Raw genomic sequence first — 24,236 nt, forward strand, 5'->3', positions numbered from 1 at the left:
TCTTCATGAGCGCTGTTATCACGCCTGCAGATTTTACCGATTACAAAGTCGCCGACATGTCCCTGGCTGCCTGGGGCCGTCGCGAAACCATCATCGCTGAATCTGAAATGCCAGCCCTGATGGGTCTGCGTCGCAAGTACTCCGAAGAGCAACCGCTCAAGGGCGCGAAGATTCTCGGCTGCATCCACATGACCATTCAGACTGCCGTGCTGATCGAAACCCTGGTTGCCCTGGGTGCCGAAGTACGCTGGTCGTCCTGCAACATTTTCTCGACTCAGGACCAGGCCGCCGCTTCCATCGCCGCTGCCGGCATCCCGGTTTTCGCCTGGAAAGGCGAAACCGAACAAGAGTACGAGTGGTGCCTGGAGCAGACCATCCTGAAAGATGGCCAGCCATGGGACGCCAACATGATCCTCGACGACGGCGGCGACCTGACCGAGCTGCTGCACAAGAAGTACCCGCAGGTTCTGGATCGCGTCCACGGCGTGACCGAAGAAACCACCACCGGCGTTCACCGCCTGCTGGACATGCTGGCCAAGGGCGAGCTGAAAATTCCGGCCATCAACGTCAACGACTCGGTGACCAAGAGCAAGAACGACAACAAGTACGGCTGCCGTCACAGCCTGAACGATGCCATCAAGCGCGGCACCGACCACCTGCTGTCCGGCAAGCAAGCGCTGGTCATCGGCTACGGCGACGTGGGCAAGGGTTCCGCTCAGTCCCTGCGTCAGGAAGGCATGATCGTCAAGGTTTCCGAAGTCGACCCGATCTGCGCCATGCAAGCCTGCATGGACGGTTTCGAAGTGGTTTCGCCATTCATCGACGGTATCAACAACGGTACTGAAGCAAGCATCGACAAGTCACTGCTGGGCAAGATCGACCTGATCGTGACCACCACCGGCAACGTCAATGTTTGCGATTCGAACATGCTCAAAGCCCTGAAGAAGCGTGCCGTTGTCTGCAACATCGGTCACTTCGACAACGAAATCGACACCGCTTTCATGCGCAAGAACTGGGCATGGGAAGAAGTGAAGCCGCAGGTTCACAAGATCCACCGTACCGGCGCTGGCGATTTCGACCCACAGAACGACGACTACCTGATCCTGCTGGCCGAAGGCCGTCTGGTTAACCTGGGCAACGCCACCGGCCACCCGAGCCGCATCATGGACGGTTCGTTCGCCAACCAGGTTCTGGCGCAGATCTTCCTGTTCGGCCAGAAGTACGCCGACCTGTCGCCAGCCCAGCAAGCCGAGCGCCTGACCGTTGAAGTACTGCCGAAGAAACTCGACGAAGAAGTGGCCCTGGAAATGGTCCGTGGCTTCGGCGGCGTCGTGACTCAACTGACCAAGACCCAGGCCGACTACATCGGCGTGACCGTCGAAGGCCCGTTCAAGCCGCACGCTTACCGCTACTGATCGGCCGGATCTTCCTGTGTAGGAGCGAGCTTGCTCGCGATGGACGTTAACGAAAACGCGCGCTATCTGGCTAAACGCGTTGCCCTGACGTTTTTCGCGAGCAAGCTCGCTCCTACAGGGGCCAGCGTCCGCCTTACGCGTTTTCAAGGGTATTCCCATGTCCCAAGATCGTCGCTACAGCTTCGAGTTCTTCCCTACGAAGACCGATGCCGGGCAAGAAAAGCTGCTCGCCACTGCTCGCCAGTTGGCTACCTACAACCCCGATTTCTTCTCCTGCACCTACGGCGCCGGCGGTTCGACCCGTGATCGCACGCTGAACACCGTGTTGCAGCTCGAAAGCGAAGTCAAAATCCCTGCCGCTCCGCACCTGTCCTGCGTGGGCGACAGCAAAGCTGACCTGCGCGGCCTGCTGGCCGAGTACAAGGCTGCCGGCATCAAGCGTATCGTCGCTCTGCGCGGTGACCTGCCTTCAGGCATGGGCATGGCCAGCGGTGAATTGCGCCACGCCAACGACCTGGTTGAATTCATTCGTGAAGAAACCGGTGATCACTTCCACATCGAAGTCGCCGCTTACCCGGAAATGCATCCGCAAGCGCGCAATTTCGAAGACGATGTTGCCAACTTCGTGCGCAAGGCCAACGCTGGCGCCGACAGTGCGATCACCCAGTACTTCTTCAACGCCGACTGCTACTTCTACTTCGTGGAACGTGTGCGGGCGCTGGGTGTGGACATCCCGATCGTGCCGGGCATCATGCCGATCACCAACTACAGCAAGCTGGCGCGCTTCTCCGATGCCTGCGGTGCAGAAATCCCGCGCTGGATCCGCAAGCAACTGGAAGCCTACGGCGACGACACCCAGAGCATTCAGCGCTTTGGTGAACAGGTCATCACCGAAATGTGCGAACAATTGCTGCAGGGCGGCGCTCCAGGGCTGCACTTCTACACATTGAACCAGGCTGAAGCGAGCCTGGCGGTGTGGAGAAACCTGAAATTGCCGCGTTGAGGCAGCTACAAGCTGCAAGTTGAAAGCTACAAGCAAGATCAAAAGATCGCAGCCTGCGGCAGCTCCTACCCCGGAATGTGTATTCCCTGCAGGAGCTGTCGCAGGCTGCGATCTTTTGCTTTCAGCGCACTATTAATGTGCAGCAATCCACGGAGTTAGAGCATCTGCGGTCAGTTTCTGGCTCTTTCCGGTTTCTCGTCGTAATCTCAAACCCATGCCTTTGATCACGCAGTTAATCGCCATGCTTGTCTTCGCTTGCCTGAGCTTCGCCGCTCGGGGCGAGAAGCTGCGCATTGTCACGGAACCGTGGGCGCCTTATGTGTACGAAGACAACGGCAAAGCGCTGGGCCTGGACTACGAAACCACCGCCATTGTCTTCAAGCGCCTGGGCATCGAAGTGGAGTGGCAGTTCCTGCCATGGAAACGCTGCCTGTCGATGCTTGAAACCGGGCAGGCCGACGGCGCGCTGGACATCTTTCACAGCGACGAACGCGATGCGACCCTGCTCTACCCCAGCGAACCACTGTCTGAAGTCCAGTTCGTGATGTTCTACGCCAATGACCGACCCCATCCGTTTCGCACCCTTGATGACTTGCGCGGCCTGACCATCGGCACCTCGCCGGGTTACCTGTACAGCAAGGACTTCAGCGATTCGACGCTGTTCACCCGCGAGCCGGCTCCCACCCATGAAGCCAACTTCGGCAAACTGGTGCGCGGGCGCATTGACCTGCTGATTACCGACCGCCGGGTCGGCCAGCATTTGCTCGATGAACTGGGCATCCGCGGCAAGATCACCGAAAACCCCACCGTCATCAGCCAGCAAAGCCAGTTTCTCGCGGTACGTCGCAATGCGGGCATGGATCTGCTGGTGCAGCGTTTCGGCGCCGAACTCAAACGCTTCAAGCGCGAGCCCGCCTATGCTGAACTGAGTGCCCGCTACGGCGCGGAACCGGCCGCCAGCGTGAAGACTGAAAAAACCACGGCTGCCACGGAAAAAACCGTTGAGCAGCAGGAAAGCGGCGCGCAGTGATTGCTCTGTTATACTCCGGCCTTCCCGCCAGGCTCACGCCCGGACGCTCGGAATCGTTAAAGGCATCTCAACCCCGCTACTGCGCAGCTTTCAGCCCGCGCGAGCGCTTGCAGACGAGCCTTCGAGACCCAGCAGGACCGGACGGGATTGCGTCCTCTTAAACGCCATTCGCGCCAGGCAAGACTCCCATTGGGCCAAGCCCTAACTTAAAACAGGATTACTCATGTCCTTTGCTTCCCTCGGTCTCTCCGAGGCTTTAGTCCGCGCCATCGAGGCAGCGGGCTATACCGAGCCTACTCCGGTGCAACAGCGGGCCATTCCCGCCGTGTTGCAAGGTCGCGACCTGATGGTCGCGGCACAGACAGGTACTGGTAAAACCGGCGGTTTCGCCCTTCCGATCCTGGAGCGGTTGTTTCCCAACGGTCACCCGGACAAATCCCAGCGTCACGGCCCGCGCCAGCCGCGCGTACTGGTCCTGACCCCGACTCGCGAACTCGCCGCGCAAGTGCATGAAAGCTTCAAGGTCTATGCCCGTGACCTGAAGTTCGTCAGCGCCTGCATCTTCGGCGGTGTCGGCATGAACCCGCAGGTTCAGGCCATGTCCCGTGGCGTGGATGTGCTGGTGGCCTGCCCTGGCCGCCTGCTCGACCTCGCCGGCCAAGGCAGCGTCGATCTGTCCCACGTGGAAATCCTCGTGCTGGACGAAGCCGACCGCATGCTCGACATGGGCTTCGTCCATGACGTGAAAAAGGTCCTGGCCCGTCTGCCGGCCAAACGCCAGAACCTGTTGTTTTCGGCGACCTTCTCCAAGGACATCACCGACCTCGCCGGCAAGCTGCTGCACAACCCGGAGCGCATCGAAGTCACGCCGCCGAACACCACGGTCGAGCGTATCGAACAGCGTGTGTTCCGTCTGGCCGCCAGCCACAAGCGTTCGCTGCTGGCGCACCTGATCACCGCCGGCGCCTGGGAACAGGTGCTGGTGTTCACCCGCACCAAGCACGGCGCCAACCGCCTGGCCGAGTACCTGGACAAGCATGGCCTGAGCGCCGTCGCGATCCACGGCAACAAGAGCCAGAACGCCCGCACCAAAGCCCTGGCCGACTTCAAGGCCGGCGAAGTGCGCATCCTGGTCGCCACCGACATCGCCGCTCGCGGTCTGGACATCGACCAGTTGCCTCACGTGGTCAACTTCGAACTGCCGAACGTCGATGAAGACTACGTGCACCGCATCGGCCGTACCGGCCGTGCCGGTCGTTCGGGCGAGGCGATTTCGCTGGTAGCCCCGGACGAAGAAAAACTGCTGAAAAGCATCGAACGCATGACCCGACAGAAAATCGCCGACGGCGACCTGATGGGCTTCGATGCCAGCGCCGTGGAAGCCGAGAAACCGGAAGTGCGCGAGCGTCCGGACATGCGTAACCCGCGCAATCCACGTGGCCCGCGCGGCGACGGTCCGAACGGCAGCGGTGGCGGCGGCGGCGGCGGTCGCAAGGACAAAGGCAAAGACAAGGGCAAGGAAAAACCGGCCGGCGAACGCGGCGAGCGCCCTGCCCGTCAGCAAAAGCCCCGCGAAGGTACTCCGGCCCGTGAACAGCGTCAGCCGAGCCAACAACCCCGTGCCGCCGCTGACCGTGCCCCGGACGAGTTCCTGGACGACGATATCGATAACTTCGGTAACCGCGTCGACTACGTGCCGCAGCAGAAACCTGCTCAAGGCCGTGGTCGCCGTCCGGGTGCTCCGGCACAAGGCACCGCCGCCGGTTCGGGCGCTCCACGCTCCGGCAAACCACAAGGTCGCCAGAGCGGTCCGCGCAGCAGCGATGGCGCCAGCACCGGCACCCCACCGGCCAAGCGTAGCGGTCCTCGCAGCGGCGCACCGCGCGACGGCCAGGCTCGCCGCGAAGACTCACGCAACCGTCGCCCGGCCCGTGACGACCAGCCTCTTTCGGAACCGGCCGTGCAGAACCCGCGTGGCCCCGCGCCGAAGATCATGCACAAGGAGTCGAAGGCCGACCGCTTCCCGACACCTGAGCAGCTGGATCAACTGCCAAGCCGTCCTCGCGGTGAGAAACCAGCGTTGCTGACTCGTAATCGCTGAGTTATCGCTGCAATGAAAATGCCCCGAACCAAAAGGTCCGGGGCATTTTTTATGGCTGATGAAATCCTGTAGGAGCGAGCCTGCTCGCGATGGCGTCTGTTCAGCCAACATGGATATCGACTGATACACCGCTATCGCGAGCAAGCTCGCTCCCACAGTGAATTTGTAGTGTTGATAAAATTTCGCCAGCCAAAAAAACGCCCCAGACCTTTCGATCAGGGGCGTTTTTATGTCAGAGCGAAAATTACTTCGCCTTGACACCTTCAAACGAGATGTACAGATCAACCGCGTCGGACTGTGGACCCAGGTCCATCATCTTGCCGAAATCGGAACGCTTGATGCTGGTAGTACCCTCGAAGCCTGCACGGTAGCCGCCCCATGGATCCTTGCCTTCACCCAGGAAAGTGGCCTTGATCACGACTGGCTTGGTTACGCCAGCAATAGTCAGGTCGCCGGCCACGTCGGCTGTGTCTTTGCCAGCAGCGTTCTTACCGGTGGCTTTAACGCTGGTGGACACGAACGTGGACTTAGGGAAATCAGCCACTTTCAGGAAGTCTTTGCTGGAGACGTGCTTGTCACGTTCGGCGTTGTTGGTGAAGACGCTGGCAGGGTTCACGTTGAACTCGATCTTGCTGTCTTCAGGCTTGGCAGCGTCGAAGCTGAACTTGCCGTCCATGGTCTTAAAGGTACCGGTGATGAAGCTGTAGCCCAGGTGGCTGATCTTGAAGTTGACGAAGGCGTGCTGGCCTGTTGTGTCTACAACGTAGTCAGCCGCCATCACGTTGGCGGACAGCAGAGCGGAACCGATTGCCAGAGCGGCGAGAGTCTTTTTCAACATGCTTTGTTTTCCTTGGGAGTCGAGGTTGAACTTCAGGCTTTGCGACCCAGCATTCGCTTGAGGGTCGCATCACGGTCGATAAAGTGGTGCTTCAATGCTGCCAATGCATGGAGGCCGGAAAAAATTACCAGCACCCACGCCAGGTAGAGGTGAATCGCACCGGCGTTATCTGCCTGGTCCGGTAGTCCGGAAACCAGGGCAGGCACTTCAAACCAGTCAAACACCGGAATCCCGGCACCTTCTGCGGTGGAAATCAGGTAACCGGCAATCATCACGGCGAACAGACAGAAATACAGAAAGGCATGACCGAACATGGCGCCAAGACGCGTCATGCGGCTGTAACTGGCCAAGGCCGGTGGTGGCGGGCTGATGAAACGCCACAATACCCGCAGCACCATGACGCCCAGCAAGATCAAGCCAATGCTCTTGTGCAGATCCGGCCCGGTCTTGCGCCAAGGGTCGTAATAGCCGAGGCCGACCATCCACAGCCCGAGGGCGAACAAACCGAACACGGCCAGTGCCACGCCCCAGTGCATGAAGATGCTGACCCAGCCGTAGCGGGAGGTAGAGTTACGTAGCTGCATTGCCTAGATCCCTGTAAGTGCTGGCCCAAGACTATCGAGTTATCTATCGAATTAAAGCGGAAAATTTCGCTTTGAAATATCGAAAAATGCGATCAAGAGTCTGAAGCCGACGAGTTAAGGAAAGATTAAAGTCGAAAAGTGTTAGAAAAAATGAATACAAACCGGAGAACACCTGTACCAAATGTTTTATTCGATTTTTGATCTCGGCCTTCTTCAGGCAAAAAAAACGCGGCATTTACGCCGCGTTCTTTTTGTCCCAGGGCTTACTACGCCTTGGCATCCATTGCCGGAGTCGCCGCAGGTTTAGCTGCTGGCTTCTTCACCGCCTCGGTTTTCTTGGCCGGTGCCTTGACCGGGGCTTTTTTCGCCTCGGTCTTGGCAGCCGGTTTTGCCGGAGCCTTTTTGGCCGGTTCGGGTTTTACCGGGGTCGCAGGCTTCGGTGCTTCCACCGGGGCTGGCGCGATGGCCGGGGCTGGCGCCGGAGCAGGCGCTGGCGCTGGCGGTGCAACCGGCTCGGATGCCTTGACCAGCTCTGGCTTCTTCTCGTCATCGGAGCCGCCAAACAGGTTGCTGAAGAAATTGCCTTTCTTCGCCGCCACCGCACCAGTGCCCGCCGCAGCGGCAGCGGCCGGGACCACTTTCGCCGGTTCGAACGACTTGCCCGCCGCCAGGTCTTCAACCTGGCTGGCTGCACGCTGACCAGTGCGCAACGCGCCTTCCAGGGTGCCCGGGTACAGGGTGTCGGTGTGTTCGCCAGCGAAGGTTACGCGCTGAATCGGGCGTTCCCACAGGCGCCAGAACTTGCTGATCTGGCCCGGACCGAAGGCCAGGTAGGCGCCGCCAGTCGACGGATCGGTGCTGTAACGACGGATTTCATAACCGGTGAACGAACCGCGAGCCTGTGGATAGAACTCATGCAGGCGAATCAACACCTGATCGACCATCTGCTTGTCGCCGAACGCCTGCATCACTCGCGCATTGTCGCCGGACAGGTTGATCACCACATTGGCACCGCCCTTCAGGGCAGGCTCGATCCACAACATGCCCAGGCCGGTGTTGCTGTAGATCTCGCCGGACATGCGCGCCTTGGATTCCCACACCGGCGTCTTGAACTTCAGCATGATCTGGTCACGCCATCCGTAGTTGGTGCCCTTGATCGCCGCCAGGTGCTGGGCGTCCAGCGCCGGGATCATCTGGATCTTGTTCAGGGCGCGCAGTGGCACGGCCAGCACGACGTAGTCAGCCTGATAGCTGACGCTGTCGACTTTGACGGTCACACCGTCCTTGTCCTGAATGATCGACGAGACCCGGGAATTGGTCTTGATGGTTTTCAGCTGCTTGACCAGGGCCTGGGCCAGCACCGGGCTGCCACCGACCAGGCGCGAAGCCCGCAGGTCACGATCGGAAACACCACGGTAAACGCGGCTCTGCTGCGCGAAGTACAGCAGCGACAAGCGCGAAGGTTCGTCGTAGCGGGTACGGATCTGCTGGTTGATCAGCTGGCGGGCGGTGGCCGGCAGGTTCTGCTTGTCGAGCCAGCTCGACACGTTGATCTGATCCAGCGCGTACAGCGTGTTGTTGGCGGCCGGGTTCTGCGGGTCGTCGATCGAGCGCGCCAGATCGTCCACGGTCTTGTCGAAGCGCTTGAGCGCCTCGGCGGTGGCCGGCTGTTTGGTCGCAAGGTCGGCGGTGGAGAAATACTCACCATCGATCAGGTAACCTGGAGTCCGCACGAATTCAGGGGCCGGGGTGGTGCTCAGCTTGAAGTTCGATACGTATTTGTTCAGCACCGGTTGAGCCTTGTCGTTGCCGATCCATTCGCTGGTGGCCATGCCGGAACGGCCGCCCAGGCTCGACTTGGCTTCCAGCAGAGTGACCTGCCAGCCCTTGTTCTGCAGCTCGTACGCGGCAGTCAGGCCCGACAGGCCGCCGCCGATCACGATCGCGGTTTTATCCTTGGCCAGCGCAGACACGCTGAACAGCCCCAACATCACCAGCGCACAGGCGCGCAGCCAACCCACAGACATTCAGCGAACTCCGGAATTACACGAGGAAAACAGCGGTTTTTGCGAGCCAGACGGCTCAAGAACCGCGAAGGATACGTCAGCCTTCAAACACCCGCCAGCAACGTCTATCGGCCTGGATAAAGTAGCTCATTCGACACAATGGGTTGTCCCCGTGGCACGCATTGCATAGGCTTGCGCGATTGTTTGTCCGCGCTGGTCACGGACCGCCTCCAGGAGAGTGAAAATGGGCCTGAATAATCAGTGGATGCAACGCGATCTCGCCGTGTTGTGGCATCCCTGCACCCAGATGAAAGATCACGAACAACTACCGCTGATCCCGATCAAGCGCGGTGAAGGCGTGTGGCTGGAAGACTTCGAAGGCAAGCGCTACCTCGATGCGGTCAGCTCCTGGTGGGTCAATGTGTTCGGGCACGCCAACCCGCGGATCAACCAGCGCATCAAGGACCAGGTCGATCAGCTCGAACACGTGATCCTCGCCGGTTTCAGCCATCAACCGGTGATCGAACTGTCCGAGCGCCTGGTGAAGATGACGCCGGAAGGCCTGACCCGGTGCTTCTACGCCGATAACGGTTCGTCCTGCATCGAAGTCGCGCTGAAAATGAGCTTTCACTACTGGCTCAATCGCGGTACGCCTGCCAAGAAGCGCTTCGTCACCCTGACCAACAGCTACCACGGCGAGACCATGGCGGCGATGTCGGTGGGCGACGTGCCGCTGTTCACCGAGACCTACAAAGCGCTGTTGATGGACACCATCAAGGTGCCGAGCCCGGACTGTTACTTGCGTCCGGAGGGCATGAGCTGGGAAGAGCACTCGCGCAACATGTTCGCCGCGATGGAGCAGACCCTCGCGCAGAACCATGACAGCGTGGCGGCAGTCATTGTCGAGCCGCTGATCCAGGGCGCCGGTGGCATGCGCATGTACCACCCGGTGTATCTCAAGCTGCTGCGCGAAGCCTGCGACCGCTACGGCGTGCACCTGATCCATGACGAAATCGCTGTCGGCTTCGGCCGCACCGGGACGATGTTCGCCTGTGAACAGGCCGGCATCCGCCCGGACTTCCTGTGCCTGTCCAAAGCCCTGACCGGCGGTTACTTGCCCCTGGCCGCGTGCATGACCACCGACGAAGTCTACAGCGCCTTCTACGACGACTACCCGACCCTGCGCGCCTTCCTGCACTCCCACAGCTACACCGGCAACCCGCTGGCGTGCGCGGCGGCCCTGGCGACCCTGGACATCTTCGAAGAAGACAATGTCATCGAGAACAACAAGGCCCTGGCGCAGCGCATGGCTTCCTCCACCGCGCATCTGGTCGACCACCCGAACGTGTCCGAAGTGCGCCAGACCGGCATGGTGCTGGCCATCGAGATGGTCAAGGACAAGGCCAGCAAAGAGGCTTACCCATGGCAGGAACGTCGCGGCCTGAAGGTGTTCCAGCACGCCCTGGAGCGCGGTGCTTTACTGCGTCCACTGGGTAGCGTGGTGTACTTCCTGCCGCCGTATGTGATCACCCCGGAGCAGATCGATTTCCTTGCCGAAGTGGCCAGCGAAGGGATCGACATTGCGACCCGTGACAGCGTCAGCGTAGCGGTGCCGAAGGACTTCCACCCGGGGTTCCGTGATCCGGGTTGATGATGCGGTCAATGTGGGAGCGAGCTTGCTCGCGATAGCGGTTTTTCAGACACCATCAATGGTGAATGTCAGATCGTCATCGCGAGCAAGCTCGCTCCCACAGAAGTCCCACCGATCCATGACCAACACCCTTTTTCAGAGACCCAGCATGAGACTGTCCCGCTTCTTCATCGACGCCCCCCTGAGCACCGGCGAGCACGAGTTGCCCGAAGCCCAGGCCCATTACATCAGCCGTGTGCTGCGCATGGCCGAGGGTGATGCGTTGCAACTGTTCGACGGCTCGGGCCAGGAGTTTTGCGCCCGGCTGGTCGAAGTCGGCAAAAAGCGCGTGGTAGTGCAGGTCGACGAAAGCTTCGCCGGTCAGGTCGAGTCGCCGCTGCAAATCCATCTCGGCCAGGGCCTGTCCCGGGGCGAGCGCATGGACTGGGCAATTCAGAAAGCCACGGAACTGGGCGTCACTGAAATCACCCCGATCTTCACCGAACGCTGCGAAGTCCGGCTCAAGGACGAGCGCGCCGACAAGCGCCTGCTGCATTGGCGCCAGGTGGCGATCAGCGCTTGCGAGCAATGCGGGCGTTCAAGGGTACCGGTGATTCATCCGCCGTTGTTGTTGGCCGATTGGTTGAAACAGACCCAGGCCGAGTTGAAACTGGTGCTGCACCCGGTGGCCGAACCGCTGGTGAGCCATGCCAAGCCTGCAAGCCTGGCATTCCTTATCGGTCCGGAGGGTGGTTTGTCCGATGCCGAAGTCGATCAGGCCAAGGCCAGCGACTTCCACGCCGCCCGCCTCGGTCCACGGGTGCTGCGCACCGAAACCGCGCCGGTTGTCGCACTGGCGGTGGCCCAGCAACTCTGGGGTGACTTCTAGGCCCTCATCGCGAGCAGGCTCGCTCCCACAGTAGATCTCCAGTGATCACAAAATTTGTGAGCACCACAGGTCCAAGGTGGGAGCGAGCCTGCTCGCGAATGGCCACGACACAGTCTGGATGACTACTGCACCGGATCACTCACCGGCTTGGCAATAATCGCCTTGAGTTCGCTGGTCATCGGGAACTCGAGGTTCAAACCCTTCGGCGGGATCGGCTGCTCGAACCAGCGTTTGTAGATGCCGTTGATCTCGCCCGAGCTGTACAGATCCGCCAACGCGCCGTTGACCAGCGCCAGGAACTGCGGGTCGTCCTTGCGCACCATGCAGCTGTAGATCTCCCGCGATTGCTCCTCCCCGACCACCACCCACTTGTGCGGGTCATTGGCCTTGGCGCGCTCGCCGTAGAGCAGCGAGTCGTCCATGTAGAACGCCACCGCCCGGCCCGATTGCAGCATCTGGAAGGCTTCGCCGTGGTCCTTGGCGCTGATCACGAACATGTCGATCTTGTGATCGACGTTGTAGCTTTTCAGGTAGCGCTCGTTGGTGGTGCCGGCAGTGGTCACCACGTTCTTGCCGCGCAAGTCTGCGAAGCTCTTGATCCCGCTGTCTTTCGCGGTCAGCAACTGGCCTTTGACGTAAATGAAGCCATAAGAGAACGCCACCTGCTTCTGCCGTTCGGCGGTCACGCCGGTGGAGCCGCACTCCAGGTCCACGGTGCCGTTCTGCACCAGTGGAATGCGGGTCTGCGAGGTCACCAGGTTGTACTTCACCTTCAAGTCTGGCAGCGCCAGTTGCTGCTGGATGCGCTCGACGATCTTGCCCGCCAGATCCACCGAGTAACCCATCGGCTTGCCGCTTTGATCACCCACGTAGGAGAACGGCACCGAAGCATCGCGATAGCCCAGGGTGATGCTGTTGGCGCTGGCGATCTTGCTCAGGGTGCCGGTCAGCGGCGCTTCATTGGCCTGAACCTGACTGCCGAGCAACAGGCCAAGCGTACAAGCGAGCAACGTGATTTTTTGCATTGTTATTCTCCGTTGTGGGTGTTGGTTTATCAGACGCGTGCAGCGATGACGGTGATTTCCACCAGCACCTGCGGGCGGGCCAGTTCGGCCTGCACGGTGGTACGGCTCGGCGCCTGCCCCGGCGACAGCCAGGCCGACCAGACCTCGTTCATCGCGGCGAAATCCGTGGTGATGTTCTTCAGGTAAATGGTCGCGCTGAGCAGATGATCCTTGTCGCTGCCCGCCTCGGCCAGCAATGTATCGATTTTCGCCAGCACTTCGCGGGTCTGGCCGCCGGCATCCCGGGCATCGCCTGGCACCTGCCCGGAGAGAAACACCAGGCCGCCAAAGGTCACGGCGCCGGACAGGCGCGGGTTGCTGTGCAGTAAGGTAATGGTCATTGCAATGTCCTCTTCAGAAGTCGGTGTTCAGGCGGCCCGGTGGTTGAAACCGAGCAGGTCGATGGAAGGCTCGCGCTCGCCGATCAGCTCGCTGAGCAAGCGCCCGCTGCCGCATGCCAGGGTGAAGCCCAGCGCACCGTGGCCGAGGTTGAGCCACAGATTGCGATACGCCGTCGCACCGAGCAACGGCACGCCGCTGGGGGTGGCCGGGCGCATGCCGGCCCACTCGACGGCTTCGTCATAGGCGCCGGCATTTGGAAAGGTGTCATGGGCCTGACGCTTGATCAGCGCCAGGCGCTTGGGGTCTAGCGCAGGGTCGAAGCCGACGATGTCGACCATCGCCGCCACTCGCAATTGCTCGCCGATGCGGGCGTAGACGATCTTGCGGTCGTAGTCGGTGATGCTCACGTCCGGCGCCCGGTGACCGGCGCCGATCGGCACGGTCAGGCTGTAGCCCTTGAGCGGATAAAGCGGCAGTTGCAGCCCGGGAAGCGCCAACAGCGGGCTGCGGTGGCCGGCGGCGATCACCAGTTGCTCGACCGGCAGCACATGTTCGCCCAGTTCGATGGCGTTGACGCTGCCGTTGCTGTGACGAATGCCGGTCACCGCTTGCCCAAGGCGAAATTCGCAACGGCCAGACGCCTTCAGTCGTGCGGCCAGTTGCTGGCAGAAACCGTGGCAATCGCCGACCTCTTCGTCCGGGGTGTAGATCGCCCCGACAAAGGGCGCATCGATCAGCGCCGGTTCCAGCTGCGCGCATTCGGCCGGCGACAACACCTGCTGTTGCTGCGGGTCGGCCAAGCCCTGACGCGCATGCTCGAAACTGCTGTTCCGGCGGAAAGTCACCAGCTTGCCATTGCGCCGCCACTGGAATCCCGCCAGTCCATCGTCCTCGCGCCAGGACTTCAAGGTGTCCTGGCTGAACAGCGCCAGGCGCAGCAAGTGCGCGGTGTTCTCGCGGTTGACTGAGCGGCGACAGGCGCCGAGGAACGCCGCCATCCAGCGCCACTGGGCCGGGTCGAAGCGCGGGCGCAGCTTCAGCGGTGAATCGCCGCGCAGCATCCAGCCGATGGCTTGCCAAGGCACACCGGCGTCGGCCAGGGGCGCAACATAGCGATAAGACAACTGGCCGCCGTTGGCGAAGCTGGTTTCACTGCCCAGCGAATCCCGTGCCTCGACCACCGTCACCTCGAAGCCGTCGCGCACCAGCGCATAGGCCGTTGCCAGGCCAATCACGCCGCCACCGATGATGCACACACGCTGAGCCATGTCCGTCCCTAAAACCGTTGTGAAGACAAGGCCAAGGTTAGAGCCAGGTGACAGACGTTGAACAATGCATAAAGATGGCAACCCCATAAACAAAGGTTATGGACTTGCCATGCGCCTTCGCCATATCGAAATTTTCCAGGCCATCCGCCAGACCGGATCGATCAGCGCTGCCGCGCAATTGCTGCACGTCTCGCAACCAGCGGTGAGCAAGGTGTTGCAGCACGCCGAGCAGCAATTGGGCTTCCCGTTGTTCCTGCGGGTACGCGGCAAGTTGCAGGCGACGCCGGAAGCGCTGGAGCTGGAGCGCGAAGTGGACAAGGTCAGTGAAAGCCTGCAAGGCGTGCGACGCCTGGCGCAGAGCCTGCGCCGCGAGCCTGGCCACAGCCTGCGCATCGGTGCCACCCCGGCACTGGCCCTGTCATTGCTGCCGCCGGCCATTCACGAGTGGACCGGGCGTTACCCGGACATCGTTTGCGAACTCTCCAGCGCCCACAGTCGCGAACTGGTGCAGAACCTGTTGATGCGCGAAGTGGATGTCGCCCTGACCCTGCAACGCCCGGATCACCCGGGGCTCAAGGCCCAGGCGCTGGCGTCCGGCGTGCTGGTGGCGCTGGCGCCGAGTGGTTACTGGCCTCAGGAAGAGGCGGGTAAACCGTTGCCGCTGATGGCGCTGGCGGATGCACCACTGATCGGTTTATCCAGCGCTGATCCGCTGGCCGCGCGGCTCGACAGTTACCTGGAAGCGGTCGAACCGCCGCCGCGGGTACGCATCGCCGTGCAAACCTACTCACTGGCACGGGCGATGGTGGAATCCGGCGCGGGCCTGGCGGTGATCGATCCGTTCACCGCCCTTGGCGCCTCTTGCGCCAGCACAACCATCCGCCCTCTGACACCGCCGCTGCCCATCACCCTGTACGCAGTGACCCGCGCCGCCGAACCACCGCCCCACACCTTGAACGACCTGTTGCAGGTGTTCAGCCGTCGAGCCCGGGAGCAGCTGGATCGCCTGGTTCCGGTACAGCCTTAAAGCACATAAAAGAAAATCGCCACAAAGTGCAGCAGGCTCCCGGCGATCACGAACAGATGCCAGATGCCGTGGGCATGCCGCAGCCTGTCGTCCAGGGCAAAAAAGATAATCCCGACGGTGTACAACACCCCGCCTGATGCCAGCCACGCAAATCCGGCGGCGCCCAGCGCCGCGAGCAGCGGCTTGACCGCCACCAACACGATCCAGCCCATCACCGCATAAATCACGATCGACAGAATTCGTGCTTCCGAACGCGGCTTGATCTCTTGCAGGATGCCGATCAGCGCCAGGCCCCAGACAATCCCGAACAACGTCCAGCCCCACGGCCCGCGCAGGGTCACCAGGCAGAACGGCGTGTAGCTGCCGGCGATCAACAGGTAGATCGAGAAGTGATCGACCTTCTGCATGATCTCTTTCTTGCGCCCGCGCACGCTGTGGTACACGGTCGATGCGCTGTAAAGCACCAGCAAGGTAAAGGCGTAGATTGCCATGCTGACAATCTTCCACGGGCTGCCGTCGAGACTGGCCAGCACAATCAGCCACACTCCGCCGACAAACGCCGCCACTGCCCCGACCAAATGCGTCCAGGCGTTCAGTCTTTCCCCGTGATACATGCGCTACTCACCTCGAAGTTCATTGCCGCAGAGCGCAAGGCTCAGGCTTCAAGCGTAAAAGCGCAATGTTTCTGTACGACGGGCCCGGCGTAATTGGGCACAATCGAGTCATTCCAGAAAGAGTCCGCCCCATGCTGATCGATGAAGAGTTGACCCTGAAAAAACTCGAGGTGTTCCTGGCCTTCATGCGCACCGGCAACCTGGCGCGGGCCGCTGCCGAGTTGCAGACCAGTAACGTCAGCGTGCATCGGGCGATCCATTCCCTGGAAAGCGCCCTGCGCTGCCCGTTGTTCAAGCACGAAGGCCGCAGCCTGACGCCGCTGGAAAGCGCTTATGTACTGGAAGAGCGGGCGCAGAAGCTGATTCAGGACGTGGTTGAAAGCGTGCGCCTGACCCGCGAGGCCGCCGGGTTTTCGGCCGAACGCTTCAAGTTAGGTTCGCTGTATTCACTGACGGTGAAGACTGTGCCGCAGTTGATCATGGGTTTGAAGATCCGCCGCAGCGAGCTCAACATCGACCTGATTCTGGGTTCCAATATCGACCTGCTCTACAAGCTCAAGAACATGGAAGTCGATGCGATCCTGGTGTCGCTGGACGACAGCGTCAACGATCCGGATTGCGAGCAGATCCCGCTGTTTTCCGACGACATCTTCCTCGCCACGCCCGCCGATTCGAAGTTTGCCCAGCGAACCGAAGTCGACCTGGCCGAAGTCCGCGACGAAACCTTCATCACCCTGACCCAAGGCTTCGCCACCCATCAGGACGGCAAGCGGGTATTCGAGCAGGCAGGGTTCGAGCCGAAGGTGGCGATGCAGGTCAACGACATCTTCACCTTGCTGAGCATGGTCAGTTCGGGTGTGGGTTATGCGTTGCTGCCGGGGCGGATTGCGGCGGTGTACGAAAACCGGGTGAAGCTGATCCCGCTGCAGGAAAAGTACCGGTTGCAGCAGCACATTGGCGTGGTGTTCCTGAAGGCCAAGGAGCGAGATCCGAATCTGCTGGCGTTGCTGGCGGAGTGTCGGATGTATGCCAATCGGCAGGTCTGAAACCGAGTCGCGGCCATCGCGAGCAAGCTCGCTCCCACATTGGAATGCAATCCCCTGTGGGAGCGAGCTTGCTCGCGATGACGTCGGTACAGTAAGCGAAGATCCCGCGGCTTACCCGACAATCCCGCGAACAATGAAGAACAACAGCGAAGGCCCCAGCAGACAGCCCAGCCCGGTGTGGAAAGTCGCGGTCAACGCGCCATAAGGCACCAGGCGCCGATCCGTCGCCGCCAGCCCGGCGGTCACGCCACTGACAGTCCCGGCCAGCCCACCGAACACCATCGCCGAGCGCGGGTTGTCCAGGCCCATCCAGCGCGCCGCCATCGGCGTGCCGACCATCACCAGAATCGCCTTGATCAGGCCGGTGGCAATCGACAGCGCCATCACATCCGAGGTTGCACCAATTGCCGCACCAGTCACCGGGCCGACGATATAAGTCACCGCACCGGCACCAATGGTGGTCATGCTCACCGCGTCGCGGTATCCGAATGCCCAGGCCATGCACGCGCCGACAATAAACGGCAGCACCGTGCCCAACAGCAGCGCGATCACGCCGATCAAGCCGGCCTTTTTCGCTTCTGTGGCCTGCACCTCGAATGCCGTGGCAACGATGGCGAAGTCCCGCAGCATGGCGCCGCCCATCAGCCCGATGCCGGAAAACAGCGTGAGGTCCGCCAGGCCTTTTTGCCCGCCAGTCAATGTGCCGCCGACCCAGGCCAGCACCAGGCCGATGACGATGGCAATCGCCGAACCGTGGATGCGTCCGAAAGTCAGGCGCTTGGAAAGAATGACCGACACCCACATGATGATGCCGACGAAAGCGAATGCTGTGACCAGACTGTTCGTGGCCAGGCCTTTCTCGATGAGTTCCCACATATCAGCGACCTCCTGCCGGTGCGCCAACCGGCGTTACATCCGCCGGTTCATCGGGCAAGGGTTCGCCTTTATGGGTCCGACTGATCAGGGCAATGGTGCAGCCGCAGATCACCACCGATCCTATCGCCGCCAACACCGCCACCGGACCGCCATGCAGCGCCGTGACCACGTTTTGTTGCGCCGCCATCGCCACCACCACCGGGATGTACATCGCGCCCCAGAAGCCGACGCCCAGCTCGCAATCCTTGGTCATGCCGCCACGGTTGTGCATCCACAACCGTGCGCAAATCAGCAGGATCATCGCGATCCCGACACCGCCGACGTTTGACTTCACTCCCAGCAACACACCGAGCATGTCACCCATGATCACCCCTGCCAGCGTACAGATCGCCAACAGCGCCACACCGTAAATAATCATTGTTGTAGTCCTCAAAGTGCATCGTCGAATGTTGTTTTTGTTGTTCGAAGCCTGAGTCGGTTTTAGGAGTGACGGCTTCCCTCCTCACGCATCAGCGCCTGCAAGGTATCGAGCCGTGCACCGTCGAAGGCAATCACGGTGCCCTGCTCGAACACCCGGCGCGCCAGCCCGGTCAACACCGCGCCGGGCGGCAGTTCGATCTGCAGACGTACGCCGCGCTCGTAGGCGCTTTGTACCGTGCCGCGCCAATCGACGATGCGGCACATGTTGAAGGCCAGGTCGTCACGCAAGGCTTCAGGCTTGATCAGCGGACGCGCACGACTGCCGCTCAGGTAACCGATCTTCGGGGTGTGCAGCGGCACCTTGGCGAAGGCTTCGGCCAATCGTTGCGCAGGGGCATCAAGCAAAGGGCAGTGGGACGGCACGCTCACTGCCAGACGCTTGGCCAAGCCAGCCCCGCAACCTTTCGCCAACTCCGCCACCGCTTTCATCGCCGCGTCGCTACCGGCAATCACCACCTGGTTATCGGCATTGATATTGGCCAGATAAACCGGCATTTGCGCGCTGTGTACCTGGGCCAGTAATCCTTCCACCGTGGCTAGGTCCAGACCGATGATCGCGGTCATGCCATAGCCCTGTGGATATGCCTGCTGCATCAGCTCACCGCGCAGGCTGACCAGATGCAACGCATCGCTGAAACCCAGGGCGCCAGCCACCACCGCTGCCGGGTAAGCGCCGATCGACAAGCCGGCCACGTAGTCCGGGGCCATGGTCAACTGACGTGAAGCGGCGACCCCGGCGATCAGCAGGCAAAGCTGAACCGCCCTCGTCGACTGCAACGCCTCGGCAGAATCCAGCCGCGTGACATCTTCACCGAGCAGGTCGCTCGCTTCGTTCAATGTTTCCCGAGGCAAACGCGCCAGCATCCCGGGTTGTTGCGCGCCCTGCCCGGGGAACACCAGCAAGCTGCTCACGCTGCTTGCTCCTGTGGATTCCACGGATCAGTGACCAGGCTGGCCTGAGTGGCACTTTTCAACAGGACCCGCGACGAAGCACCGGCCCATTCGCGCAAGGCAACGGCGCCCGACGGTGTCTGCAATTGCAGGTCCACGCGGCACACGGCTGAATCAAGAACGGCCACCAACGCCCGCGCGTCGTCACGACTCAACGGACGCGGTGTACGCAAGATCAGATCGAGATCGCTGCCCTCATGCAAAGCGGCAAATCCACTGGCCAACTCGAACCCGGCGCTGCCGCTGACACCCCAGACCCAATCACAGTTTTCCAGGTGTGGGCGCAGTTGCGCCAAGGCTCGCAGCGCAGGGAAATCGCGCAGCCCTTGAACATGGCAGAGTTCTTCCGGCCGCACCTGCCGCGTAATGGCGGCGACGCCCATCACCGCCGCAAATCGCTGTTCGTGCATCGGCCCGCGCACGCCCACCGCCACCTGCCCCGCCGCGCACAAGGCGCGACGGACCACCACCGGCTGGCCGGCACTGATCGACTCGATCACCCAGGCAGGCGCATCCGCAGGCAACTGCTGCGGGGTCATGCCCCACAGCAGGTCATGGGCCAGTAGCGTGTTCACCACTGCGCTCTCAGCAATTGGCGAACCTTGCTCGACGCCGCACGATTGGCCGCACCGAGACGACCACTCAGATCACGACCACCGGCGGCCACATCGCCAATTGCCTGAAGCAGGCACTCGGTTACCCGCGCCAGATCCCCCGCCGTCGGCTGCTCGATCTGCTCCACCGACAAGGTTTCCCACAACAAACCCAGGCTGGCATAGCTGTCGATGTCATAGGCCATCGGCGGCACGCTGGCAGCCAGGGCTTCGAGCTCCTCAACGCTGCGCAAAGTCACCCGCGCCGCCGACGCCTTGCCCATGGCATGCACCATCACCCCCGGATCACGCAGGGCGATCAAGCGATTGGCCTGATAGCCGTGGGCCAGAAACGCCCCGGACATCGCCTTGCCCACCAGCAGACCGATCACCGCATGACCAGCGAGACGGGCGCGGGCATAACTGTCCGCCGCAGCGGCCAGCGCCTGATGGATACCGAGGGCTTCCTCGCGTCGACCGTAAGCCTGGCTCGGCACGTCGACGATGGCGATCAGGGCGCGTTTGTGTGCCTTGTTCTGATCGGCGGCGATGACTTCATCCACAGCCTTGGCCAGGCCCCAGCCTTCGAGCAAACCCACTTCGCCGTTGCGGGCACGGACGAAGCGGTTTTCCGGGTCGGCCACCACCGCGATGAAGCGCACAGGCTGAGCGCCCAGCGAACCGTCCGCGACCTTCAGTGAAGCCGGCAAACCCTCGACCGCTTTGGCCCCGGTACTCAAGGCGTTGAACCAGTTCAGGCCTCGCAGGGAATACGAACTCATGGGCGTTCTCCTTGGTACAGATCGCGAACCACGGACGGCTCGATTTGCGGTTCGGCGTCCAGACGCGCCAGGTGTTGCAGGAACAACTCGGCCTGCTGGCTGCGCGGCTGTGCAGGCAAACCCTGCTGGAGCAACTCAGCCACCTGCTGGCGAATCTGCGCCACATCGTCATCCACGTAACGATCCACCAGACCACTGGCGAAACGCTGTTCACCACCGGTCAGGCTCCAGATGAAGGGCCGGTCGCGGGAATCGTATTCTTCGAGTCCGGCTTCCTGCTCGATTACCTGCGGACCGTTCAAGCCGAGTCGCGCTTCCTGGGTCACCAACAGGTAGCTGCACAAGCCGGCGGCAATCGACATGCCGCCAAAGCAGCCGACGCTGCCCGCAACCACACCGACCACGGGTTGGTACTGCTGCAAGTCAACAATCGCCGCGTGGATGTCGGCAATTGCCGCCAGGCCGAGGTTGGCTTCCTGCAAGCGCACGCCGCCGGTTTCCAGCAACAGCACGGCGCGGGTCGGAATGCCGTTGCGGTTGTCTTCAGCGGCCAGTTCCAGTGCACCGGCAATTTTTGCTCCGCCGACTTCACCCAGGCTGCCACCCTGGAATGCGCCTTCAATGGCCGCAATCACCACCGGCAAACCATCGAGATTGCCCTTGGCGATCACCACGCCGTCGTCGGCTTGCGGCACCACGCCCTGGCGCGACAGCCATGGCGACATGATGCGCTGGAACGGATCGAGCAATTCGCGGAAGGTGCCCGCATCGAGCAGGGCCTTGGCCCGTTGCCGGGCACCGAGTTCGACGAAGCTGTGCTTGTTGAGCAAGGCTGCGCTGTCAGTCATGGCCGATCTCCTCGAAGCCCTGTTCCAGGCGCAGGCGCACCACGCCGGGTGTCGCGCCGAAATCGTGGATATCGATATCCATGGCCGGTGGCGTCTGGCCGTCGAACATCCGTGCGAACAGATGCTGCCAGCGTTGTTCGCTGCCATTGACCGAGGTCTGCACGTTGATCGTCAGCTTGCCGGCCTGGCCCGGTTCGATCAGCACTTCCAGATCACCAGAGCCGACACAACCCACCAGGGTGCGACCGCGTGGCGGCTGTCCGGCGGGGAATTCAAAGGATAAGGTTTCCATCAAAACACTCCCTGGATAAGGCCGTCGTCCGACCCGATACGGTCGACGAACAGGCAGGCTGCGAGCAGGTCGGCAGCGCCGCCGGGCGAGGCATTCAAAGCGATGAGTTGTTGGTCCAGCTCATGCAGGCGGCGACGTCCGGCGAGGCTGGCACTGCCACCCGCGTCGAGTACCGCCCGGGCACCCCGCTGCATGGTGCTCAGCCCTTCTTCCCCGGCGCGGTAAAGCACGCAGGTGTCGGCCAGATTGGTCATGATCGCCAGCAGCGCGTCGAGCCGGGCGTTCTGTTCGCCATGACCGGCTGCACGACTGCGTAGCAGTTGTGGCAGACCACGTTGGGTCACCGCCGGAAAACCCAGTTGCGCTTCTTCACGAGCACCCCGAGCGCCGTAGCGTTGGGCCACTTGCGCACCGTGACTGAGCGGACGTGGTGCATAACGGTCGTCGAGCAAGGCCAACCGCGCCACACGCAACGCCACGCTATTGGCGCTACAGGATTGAGGTTCCAGCGCAGCAGCCGTTACCAACAAGCCCAAGGCCCAGATTGCCCCACGATGAGTGTTCACGCCGCCCGTGGTGTCGAGCATCGCTTGCTCGCCTTCGCGACCGATGCGGCCCACGGCTTCGCGCAGGGGCAAGCCGACCTCGCCGAACTCGATGGCGGCTTCAGCCATATCTTTGAAGGCGGGCCACAAGGACAGCGCCGAAGCGTGCATCAACCCCAGATGCAAATCGGTGTGGGCGCCATTGCCGCGACGGTCGACCAGTGCCGGCTTCGGCGACAGATCAGCCTCGTCGATCAATGCGTCCACCGCCAGGTCCGCCAGCCGTTCGGTCAGGCTCAGGCTTTTTGGTTGCAGGTTAAGTGCGTGCATTACCAGCTCCTGAACTTGGCGGGCGGGTTGTAGAGGCCACCGGACCATTCCACCAGATCGGCCACGCTTTTCGCCGCGAGCAATTCGCGAGTGGCGTCGGTGCGGCGGATGCCGAGGTCTTCGGGCAAGGCGATCAGACCTTCGCGACGCATGCGTGCGGTGTCTTTGGGGTTGTGGCGCAGGCCGATGGCGGTGACCCCGGCGACGGCGGCGATCATCGCCTGGCGCTCTTCCAGCGAGCGCGCCTTGTACAGGTAGGCAATGCCTTCTTCAGTCAGCAGGTGGGTGACGTCGTCGCCATAAACCATGATCGGTGCCAGCGGCATGCCGCTTTTCTTCGCCACATCAACGGCATCGAGGGTTTCGACGAAGGTCGGTTTGCCGCCCTCCTGGAAGGTCTCGACCATCTGCACCACGAGTTTTTTACCGCGTTCGAGCATCGGCTCAGCCACATCTGTGTTGCGCATGTCGAGCCAGGCCGGTGTGCCGTGGCGACGACCGCGCGGGTCGTGGCCCATGTTCGGTGCCCCGCCGAAACCGGCCAGGCGCCCGCGCGTCACGGTGGAGGAGTGGCCGTCGCCATCGACCTGCAAAGTCGCGCCGATGAACAGGTCTACTGCGTATTGCCCGGCCAGTTGGCTGAACATCCGATTGGAACGCAGGGAGCCATCGCGCCCGGTAAAGAACACATCCGGCCGCGCCGCAATGTAGTTTTCCATCCCCAACTCGGTGCCGAAGCAATGCACGCTTTCGACCCAGCCGCTTTCAATCGCCGGAATCAGGGTCGGGTGCGGGTTGAGCGTCCAGTTGCGGCAGATCTTGCCTTTGAGGCCGAGGGATTCGCCGTAGGTCGGCAAGATCAGTTCGATGGCCGCGGTGTTGAAACCGATGCCATGGTTGAGCGACTGCACGTTGTGTTTTTCGTAGATCCCGCGAATCGCCATCATCGCCATCAGCACGTGCACGGGCTTGATGTGCCGAGGGTCGCGGGTGAACAGCGGTTCGATGTAGAACGGCTTGTCGGCCACCACCACGAAGTCGACCCAGGAGGCGGGAATGTCGACGCGCGGCAGGTCGCTGACATCGTCCACCAATTGGTTGACCTGGACGATGACGATGCCGTCGCTGAAGGCCGCCGGCTCAATCAGCGCCGGGGTGTCTTCGGTGCTTGGCCCGGTGTAGATGTTGCCGGCGCGGTCGGCCATGAACCCGGCCGAAAGCACGACGTTGGGAATCAGGTCCACCACCAGTCGTGCGTAGAGTTCGATGTAGGTGTGGATCGCGCCGATTTCCAGCAGGCCGTCTTCGAGCAACTGGCTGATGCGCAGGCTTTGGGTGCCGGCAAAAGAGAAGTCGAGCTTGCGGGCGATGCCGCGCTCGAACAAGTCCAGGTGCTCGGCGCGACCGACGCTGGGCATGATCATGTGCAGGTCATGCAGCTTCGCGGGGTCGGCCTTGGCCAGGGAGCGCGAGAGGAAATCCGCCTGCTTCTGGTTGTTGCCTTCGAGCACCACGCGGTCGCCAGGCAGAATCAACGCCTCCAGCGCCGCGACGATGTTGTCGGTGGGCAACACCACGCCGTCGGCAAGCCCTCGCACCAGCTCGAGGCGCCGCTGCTTTTCGCTGCGCCGCCGCGTCCATCGCGAGTCGGGGGATATTGTTGTTGTCATGACCACTCCACG

The 24,236-nt window shown here is 61.8% G+C and carries 24 protein-coding genes; 8 read left to right on the forward strand and 16 right to left on the reverse strand.

The window, feature by feature from the left end; all coding sequences use genetic code 11:
- The first annotated feature begins 5 nt into the window (after positions 1–5).
- The 4 genes from ahcY (at position 6) to AC1DU9_RS02300 (ending at position 5,549) form a co-directional block, all read left to right on the forward strand.
- Positions 6–1,415, forward strand: coding sequence for an adenosylhomocysteinase (gene ahcY / locus AC1DU9_RS02285; protein ID WP_223456749.1), 1,410 nt, complete (start codon positions 6–8; stop codon positions 1,413–1,415).
- A 157-nt stretch (positions 1,416–1,572) separates the two neighbouring features.
- A complete protein-coding gene (gene metF, locus AC1DU9_RS02290; protein ID WP_223456748.1) occupies positions 1,573–2,418 on the forward strand; it encodes a methylenetetrahydrofolate reductase [NAD(P)H] in 846 nt (281 codons plus the stop codon).
- 214 nt (positions 2,419–2,632) lie between these two features.
- Positions 2,633–3,448, forward strand: a complete 816-nt coding sequence (locus AC1DU9_RS02295) for a substrate-binding periplasmic protein (RefSeq protein ID WP_223456747.1) — start codon at positions 2,633–2,635, stop codon at positions 3,446–3,448.
- A gap of 223 nt (positions 3,449–3,671) precedes the next feature.
- The gene (locus AC1DU9_RS02300; RefSeq protein ID WP_223456746.1) at positions 3,672–5,549 is read left to right on the forward strand and encodes an RNA helicase RhlE2; all 1,878 of its coding nucleotides are present in this window, start codon (positions 3,672–3,674) and stop codon (positions 5,547–5,549) included.
- Between the two features lie 244 nt (positions 5,550–5,793).
- Here the strand turns inward: AC1DU9_RS02300 and AC1DU9_RS02305 are convergent, their stop codons facing one another.
- The 3 genes from AC1DU9_RS02305 to AC1DU9_RS02315 form a co-directional block, all read right to left on the reverse strand.
- Positions 5,794–6,387, reverse strand: coding sequence for a YceI family protein (locus tag AC1DU9_RS02305; RefSeq protein WP_223456745.1), 594 nt, complete (start codon positions 6,385–6,387; stop codon positions 5,794–5,796).
- A gap of 32 nt (positions 6,388–6,419) precedes the next feature.
- Complete coding sequence (locus AC1DU9_RS02310) at positions 6,420–6,971, reverse strand: cytochrome b (RefSeq protein WP_223456744.1); 552 nt, start codon at positions 6,969–6,971, stop codon at positions 6,420–6,422.
- A 266-nt stretch (positions 6,972–7,237) separates the two neighbouring features.
- Positions 7,238–8,998, reverse strand: a complete 1,761-nt coding sequence (locus AC1DU9_RS02315) for a flavin monoamine oxidase family protein (protein WP_223456743.1) — start codon at positions 8,996–8,998, stop codon at positions 7,238–7,240.
- 223 nt (positions 8,999–9,221) lie between these two features.
- On the opposite strand from AC1DU9_RS02315, the gene AC1DU9_RS02320 reads away from it, so the two are divergent.
- Together AC1DU9_RS02320 and AC1DU9_RS02325 are read left to right on the forward strand one after the other, a co-directional pair.
- The gene (locus tag AC1DU9_RS02320; protein ID WP_223456742.1) at positions 9,222–10,628 is read left to right on the forward strand and encodes an adenosylmethionine--8-amino-7-oxononanoate transaminase; all 1,407 of its coding nucleotides are present in this window, start codon (positions 9,222–9,224) and stop codon (positions 10,626–10,628) included.
- A 148-nt stretch (positions 10,629–10,776) separates the two neighbouring features.
- Positions 10,777–11,496 carry a 16S rRNA (uracil(1498)-N(3))-methyltransferase gene (locus tag AC1DU9_RS02325; RefSeq protein ID WP_477809692.1) on the forward strand — a complete coding sequence of 240 codons (720 nt, stop codon included), beginning with the start codon at positions 10,777–10,779 and terminating at the stop codon, positions 11,494–11,496.
- Between the two features lie 122 nt (positions 11,497–11,618).
- Here AC1DU9_RS02325 and AC1DU9_RS02330 read toward each other — a convergent pair whose 3' ends face one another.
- The 3 genes from AC1DU9_RS02330 to AC1DU9_RS02340 are packed head-to-tail and all read right to left on the reverse strand — an operon-like array spanning position 11,619 to position 14,170.
- Positions 11,619–12,521, reverse strand: coding sequence for a transporter substrate-binding domain-containing protein (locus tag AC1DU9_RS02330; protein WP_477809693.1), 903 nt, complete (start codon positions 12,519–12,521; stop codon positions 11,619–11,621).
- Positions 12,522–12,550: 29 nt separating this feature from the next.
- Positions 12,551–12,901 carry a RidA family protein gene (locus tag AC1DU9_RS02335; RefSeq protein WP_477809694.1) on the reverse strand — a complete coding sequence of 117 codons (351 nt, stop codon included), beginning with the start codon at positions 12,899–12,901 and terminating at the stop codon, positions 12,551–12,553.
- Positions 12,902–12,928: 27 nt separating this feature from the next.
- Positions 12,929–14,170, reverse strand: a complete 1,242-nt coding sequence (locus tag AC1DU9_RS02340; RefSeq protein ID WP_477809695.1) for a D-amino acid dehydrogenase — start codon at positions 14,168–14,170, stop codon at positions 12,929–12,931.
- 109 nt (positions 14,171–14,279) lie between these two features.
- Between AC1DU9_RS02340 and AC1DU9_RS02345 the strand changes: the two genes are divergently transcribed.
- On the forward strand, positions 14,280–15,197 hold the full coding sequence (locus AC1DU9_RS02345) for a LysR family transcriptional regulator (protein ID WP_218431196.1): 918 nt from the start codon (positions 14,280–14,282) through the stop codon (positions 15,195–15,197).
- On the opposite strand, the gene trhA is transcribed toward AC1DU9_RS02345, so the two are convergent.
- Entirely contained in the window at positions 15,194–15,811 is a 618-nt protein-coding gene (gene trhA / locus AC1DU9_RS02350) for a PAQR family membrane homeostasis protein TrhA (RefSeq protein WP_223456732.1), read from the reverse strand. The genes AC1DU9_RS02345 and trhA overlap by 4 nt on opposite strands.
- A gap of 131 nt (positions 15,812–15,942) precedes the next feature.
- Between trhA and AC1DU9_RS02355 the strand changes: the two genes are divergently transcribed.
- A complete protein-coding gene (locus AC1DU9_RS02355) occupies positions 15,943–16,857 on the forward strand; it encodes a LysR family transcriptional regulator (protein WP_095944414.1) in 915 nt (304 codons plus the stop codon).
- Positions 16,858–16,968: 111 nt separating this feature from the next.
- On the opposite strand, the gene madM is transcribed toward AC1DU9_RS02355, so the two are convergent.
- From madM to mdcA, 9 genes are all read right to left on the reverse strand, one after another.
- Positions 16,969–17,733 (reverse strand): malonate transporter subunit MadM, encoded by a 765-nt coding sequence (madM, locus tag AC1DU9_RS02360; protein WP_108217031.1) that lies wholly within the window; start codon positions 17,731–17,733, stop codon positions 16,969–16,971.
- A 1-nt stretch (position 17,734) separates the two neighbouring features.
- The gene (gene madL, locus AC1DU9_RS02365; RefSeq protein ID WP_223456730.1) at positions 17,735–18,151 is read right to left on the reverse strand and encodes a malonate transporter subunit MadL; all 417 of its coding nucleotides are present in this window, start codon (positions 18,149–18,151) and stop codon (positions 17,735–17,737) included.
- A gap of 62 nt (positions 18,152–18,213) precedes the next feature.
- A complete protein-coding gene (gene mdcH / locus AC1DU9_RS02370) occupies positions 18,214–19,125 on the reverse strand; it encodes a malonate decarboxylase subunit epsilon (protein ID WP_223456727.1) in 912 nt (303 codons plus the stop codon).
- On the reverse strand, positions 19,122–19,742 hold the full coding sequence (locus AC1DU9_RS02375) for a malonate decarboxylase holo-ACP synthase (protein WP_477809696.1): 621 nt from the start codon (positions 19,740–19,742) through the stop codon (positions 19,122–19,124). Before AC1DU9_RS02375 ends, mdcH begins: the two co-directional genes overlap by 4 nt.
- Positions 19,736–20,539: a biotin-independent malonate decarboxylase subunit gamma gene (gene mdcE / locus AC1DU9_RS02380; RefSeq protein ID WP_223456723.1), complete on the reverse strand. Its 804-nt coding sequence runs from the start codon at positions 20,537–20,539 to the stop codon at positions 19,736–19,738. The genes AC1DU9_RS02375 and mdcE overlap by 7 nt, the downstream gene beginning before the upstream one ends.
- The gene (locus tag AC1DU9_RS02385) at positions 20,536–21,387 is read right to left on the reverse strand and encodes a biotin-independent malonate decarboxylase subunit beta (protein WP_223456721.1); all 852 of its coding nucleotides are present in this window, start codon (positions 21,385–21,387) and stop codon (positions 20,536–20,538) included. The genes mdcE and AC1DU9_RS02385 overlap by 4 nt, the downstream gene beginning before the upstream one ends.
- Positions 21,380–21,679: a malonate decarboxylase subunit delta gene (locus AC1DU9_RS02390; RefSeq protein ID WP_007975424.1), complete on the reverse strand. Its 300-nt coding sequence runs from the start codon at positions 21,677–21,679 to the stop codon at positions 21,380–21,382. The genes AC1DU9_RS02385 and AC1DU9_RS02390 overlap by 8 nt, the downstream gene beginning before the upstream one ends.
- Positions 21,679–22,554, reverse strand: coding sequence for a triphosphoribosyl-dephospho-CoA synthase (locus AC1DU9_RS02395; RefSeq protein WP_223456719.1), 876 nt, complete (start codon positions 22,552–22,554; stop codon positions 21,679–21,681). Before AC1DU9_RS02395 ends, AC1DU9_RS02390 begins: the two co-directional genes overlap by 1 nt.
- Positions 22,554–24,224, reverse strand: a complete 1,671-nt coding sequence (mdcA, locus tag AC1DU9_RS02400; RefSeq protein WP_007987781.1) for a malonate decarboxylase subunit alpha — start codon at positions 24,222–24,224, stop codon at positions 22,554–22,556. Before mdcA ends, AC1DU9_RS02395 begins: the two co-directional genes overlap by 1 nt.
- Between the last annotated feature and the right edge of the window lie 12 nt (positions 24,225–24,236).

The organism is Pseudomonas sp. P4_C1, from assembly GCF_056402155.1.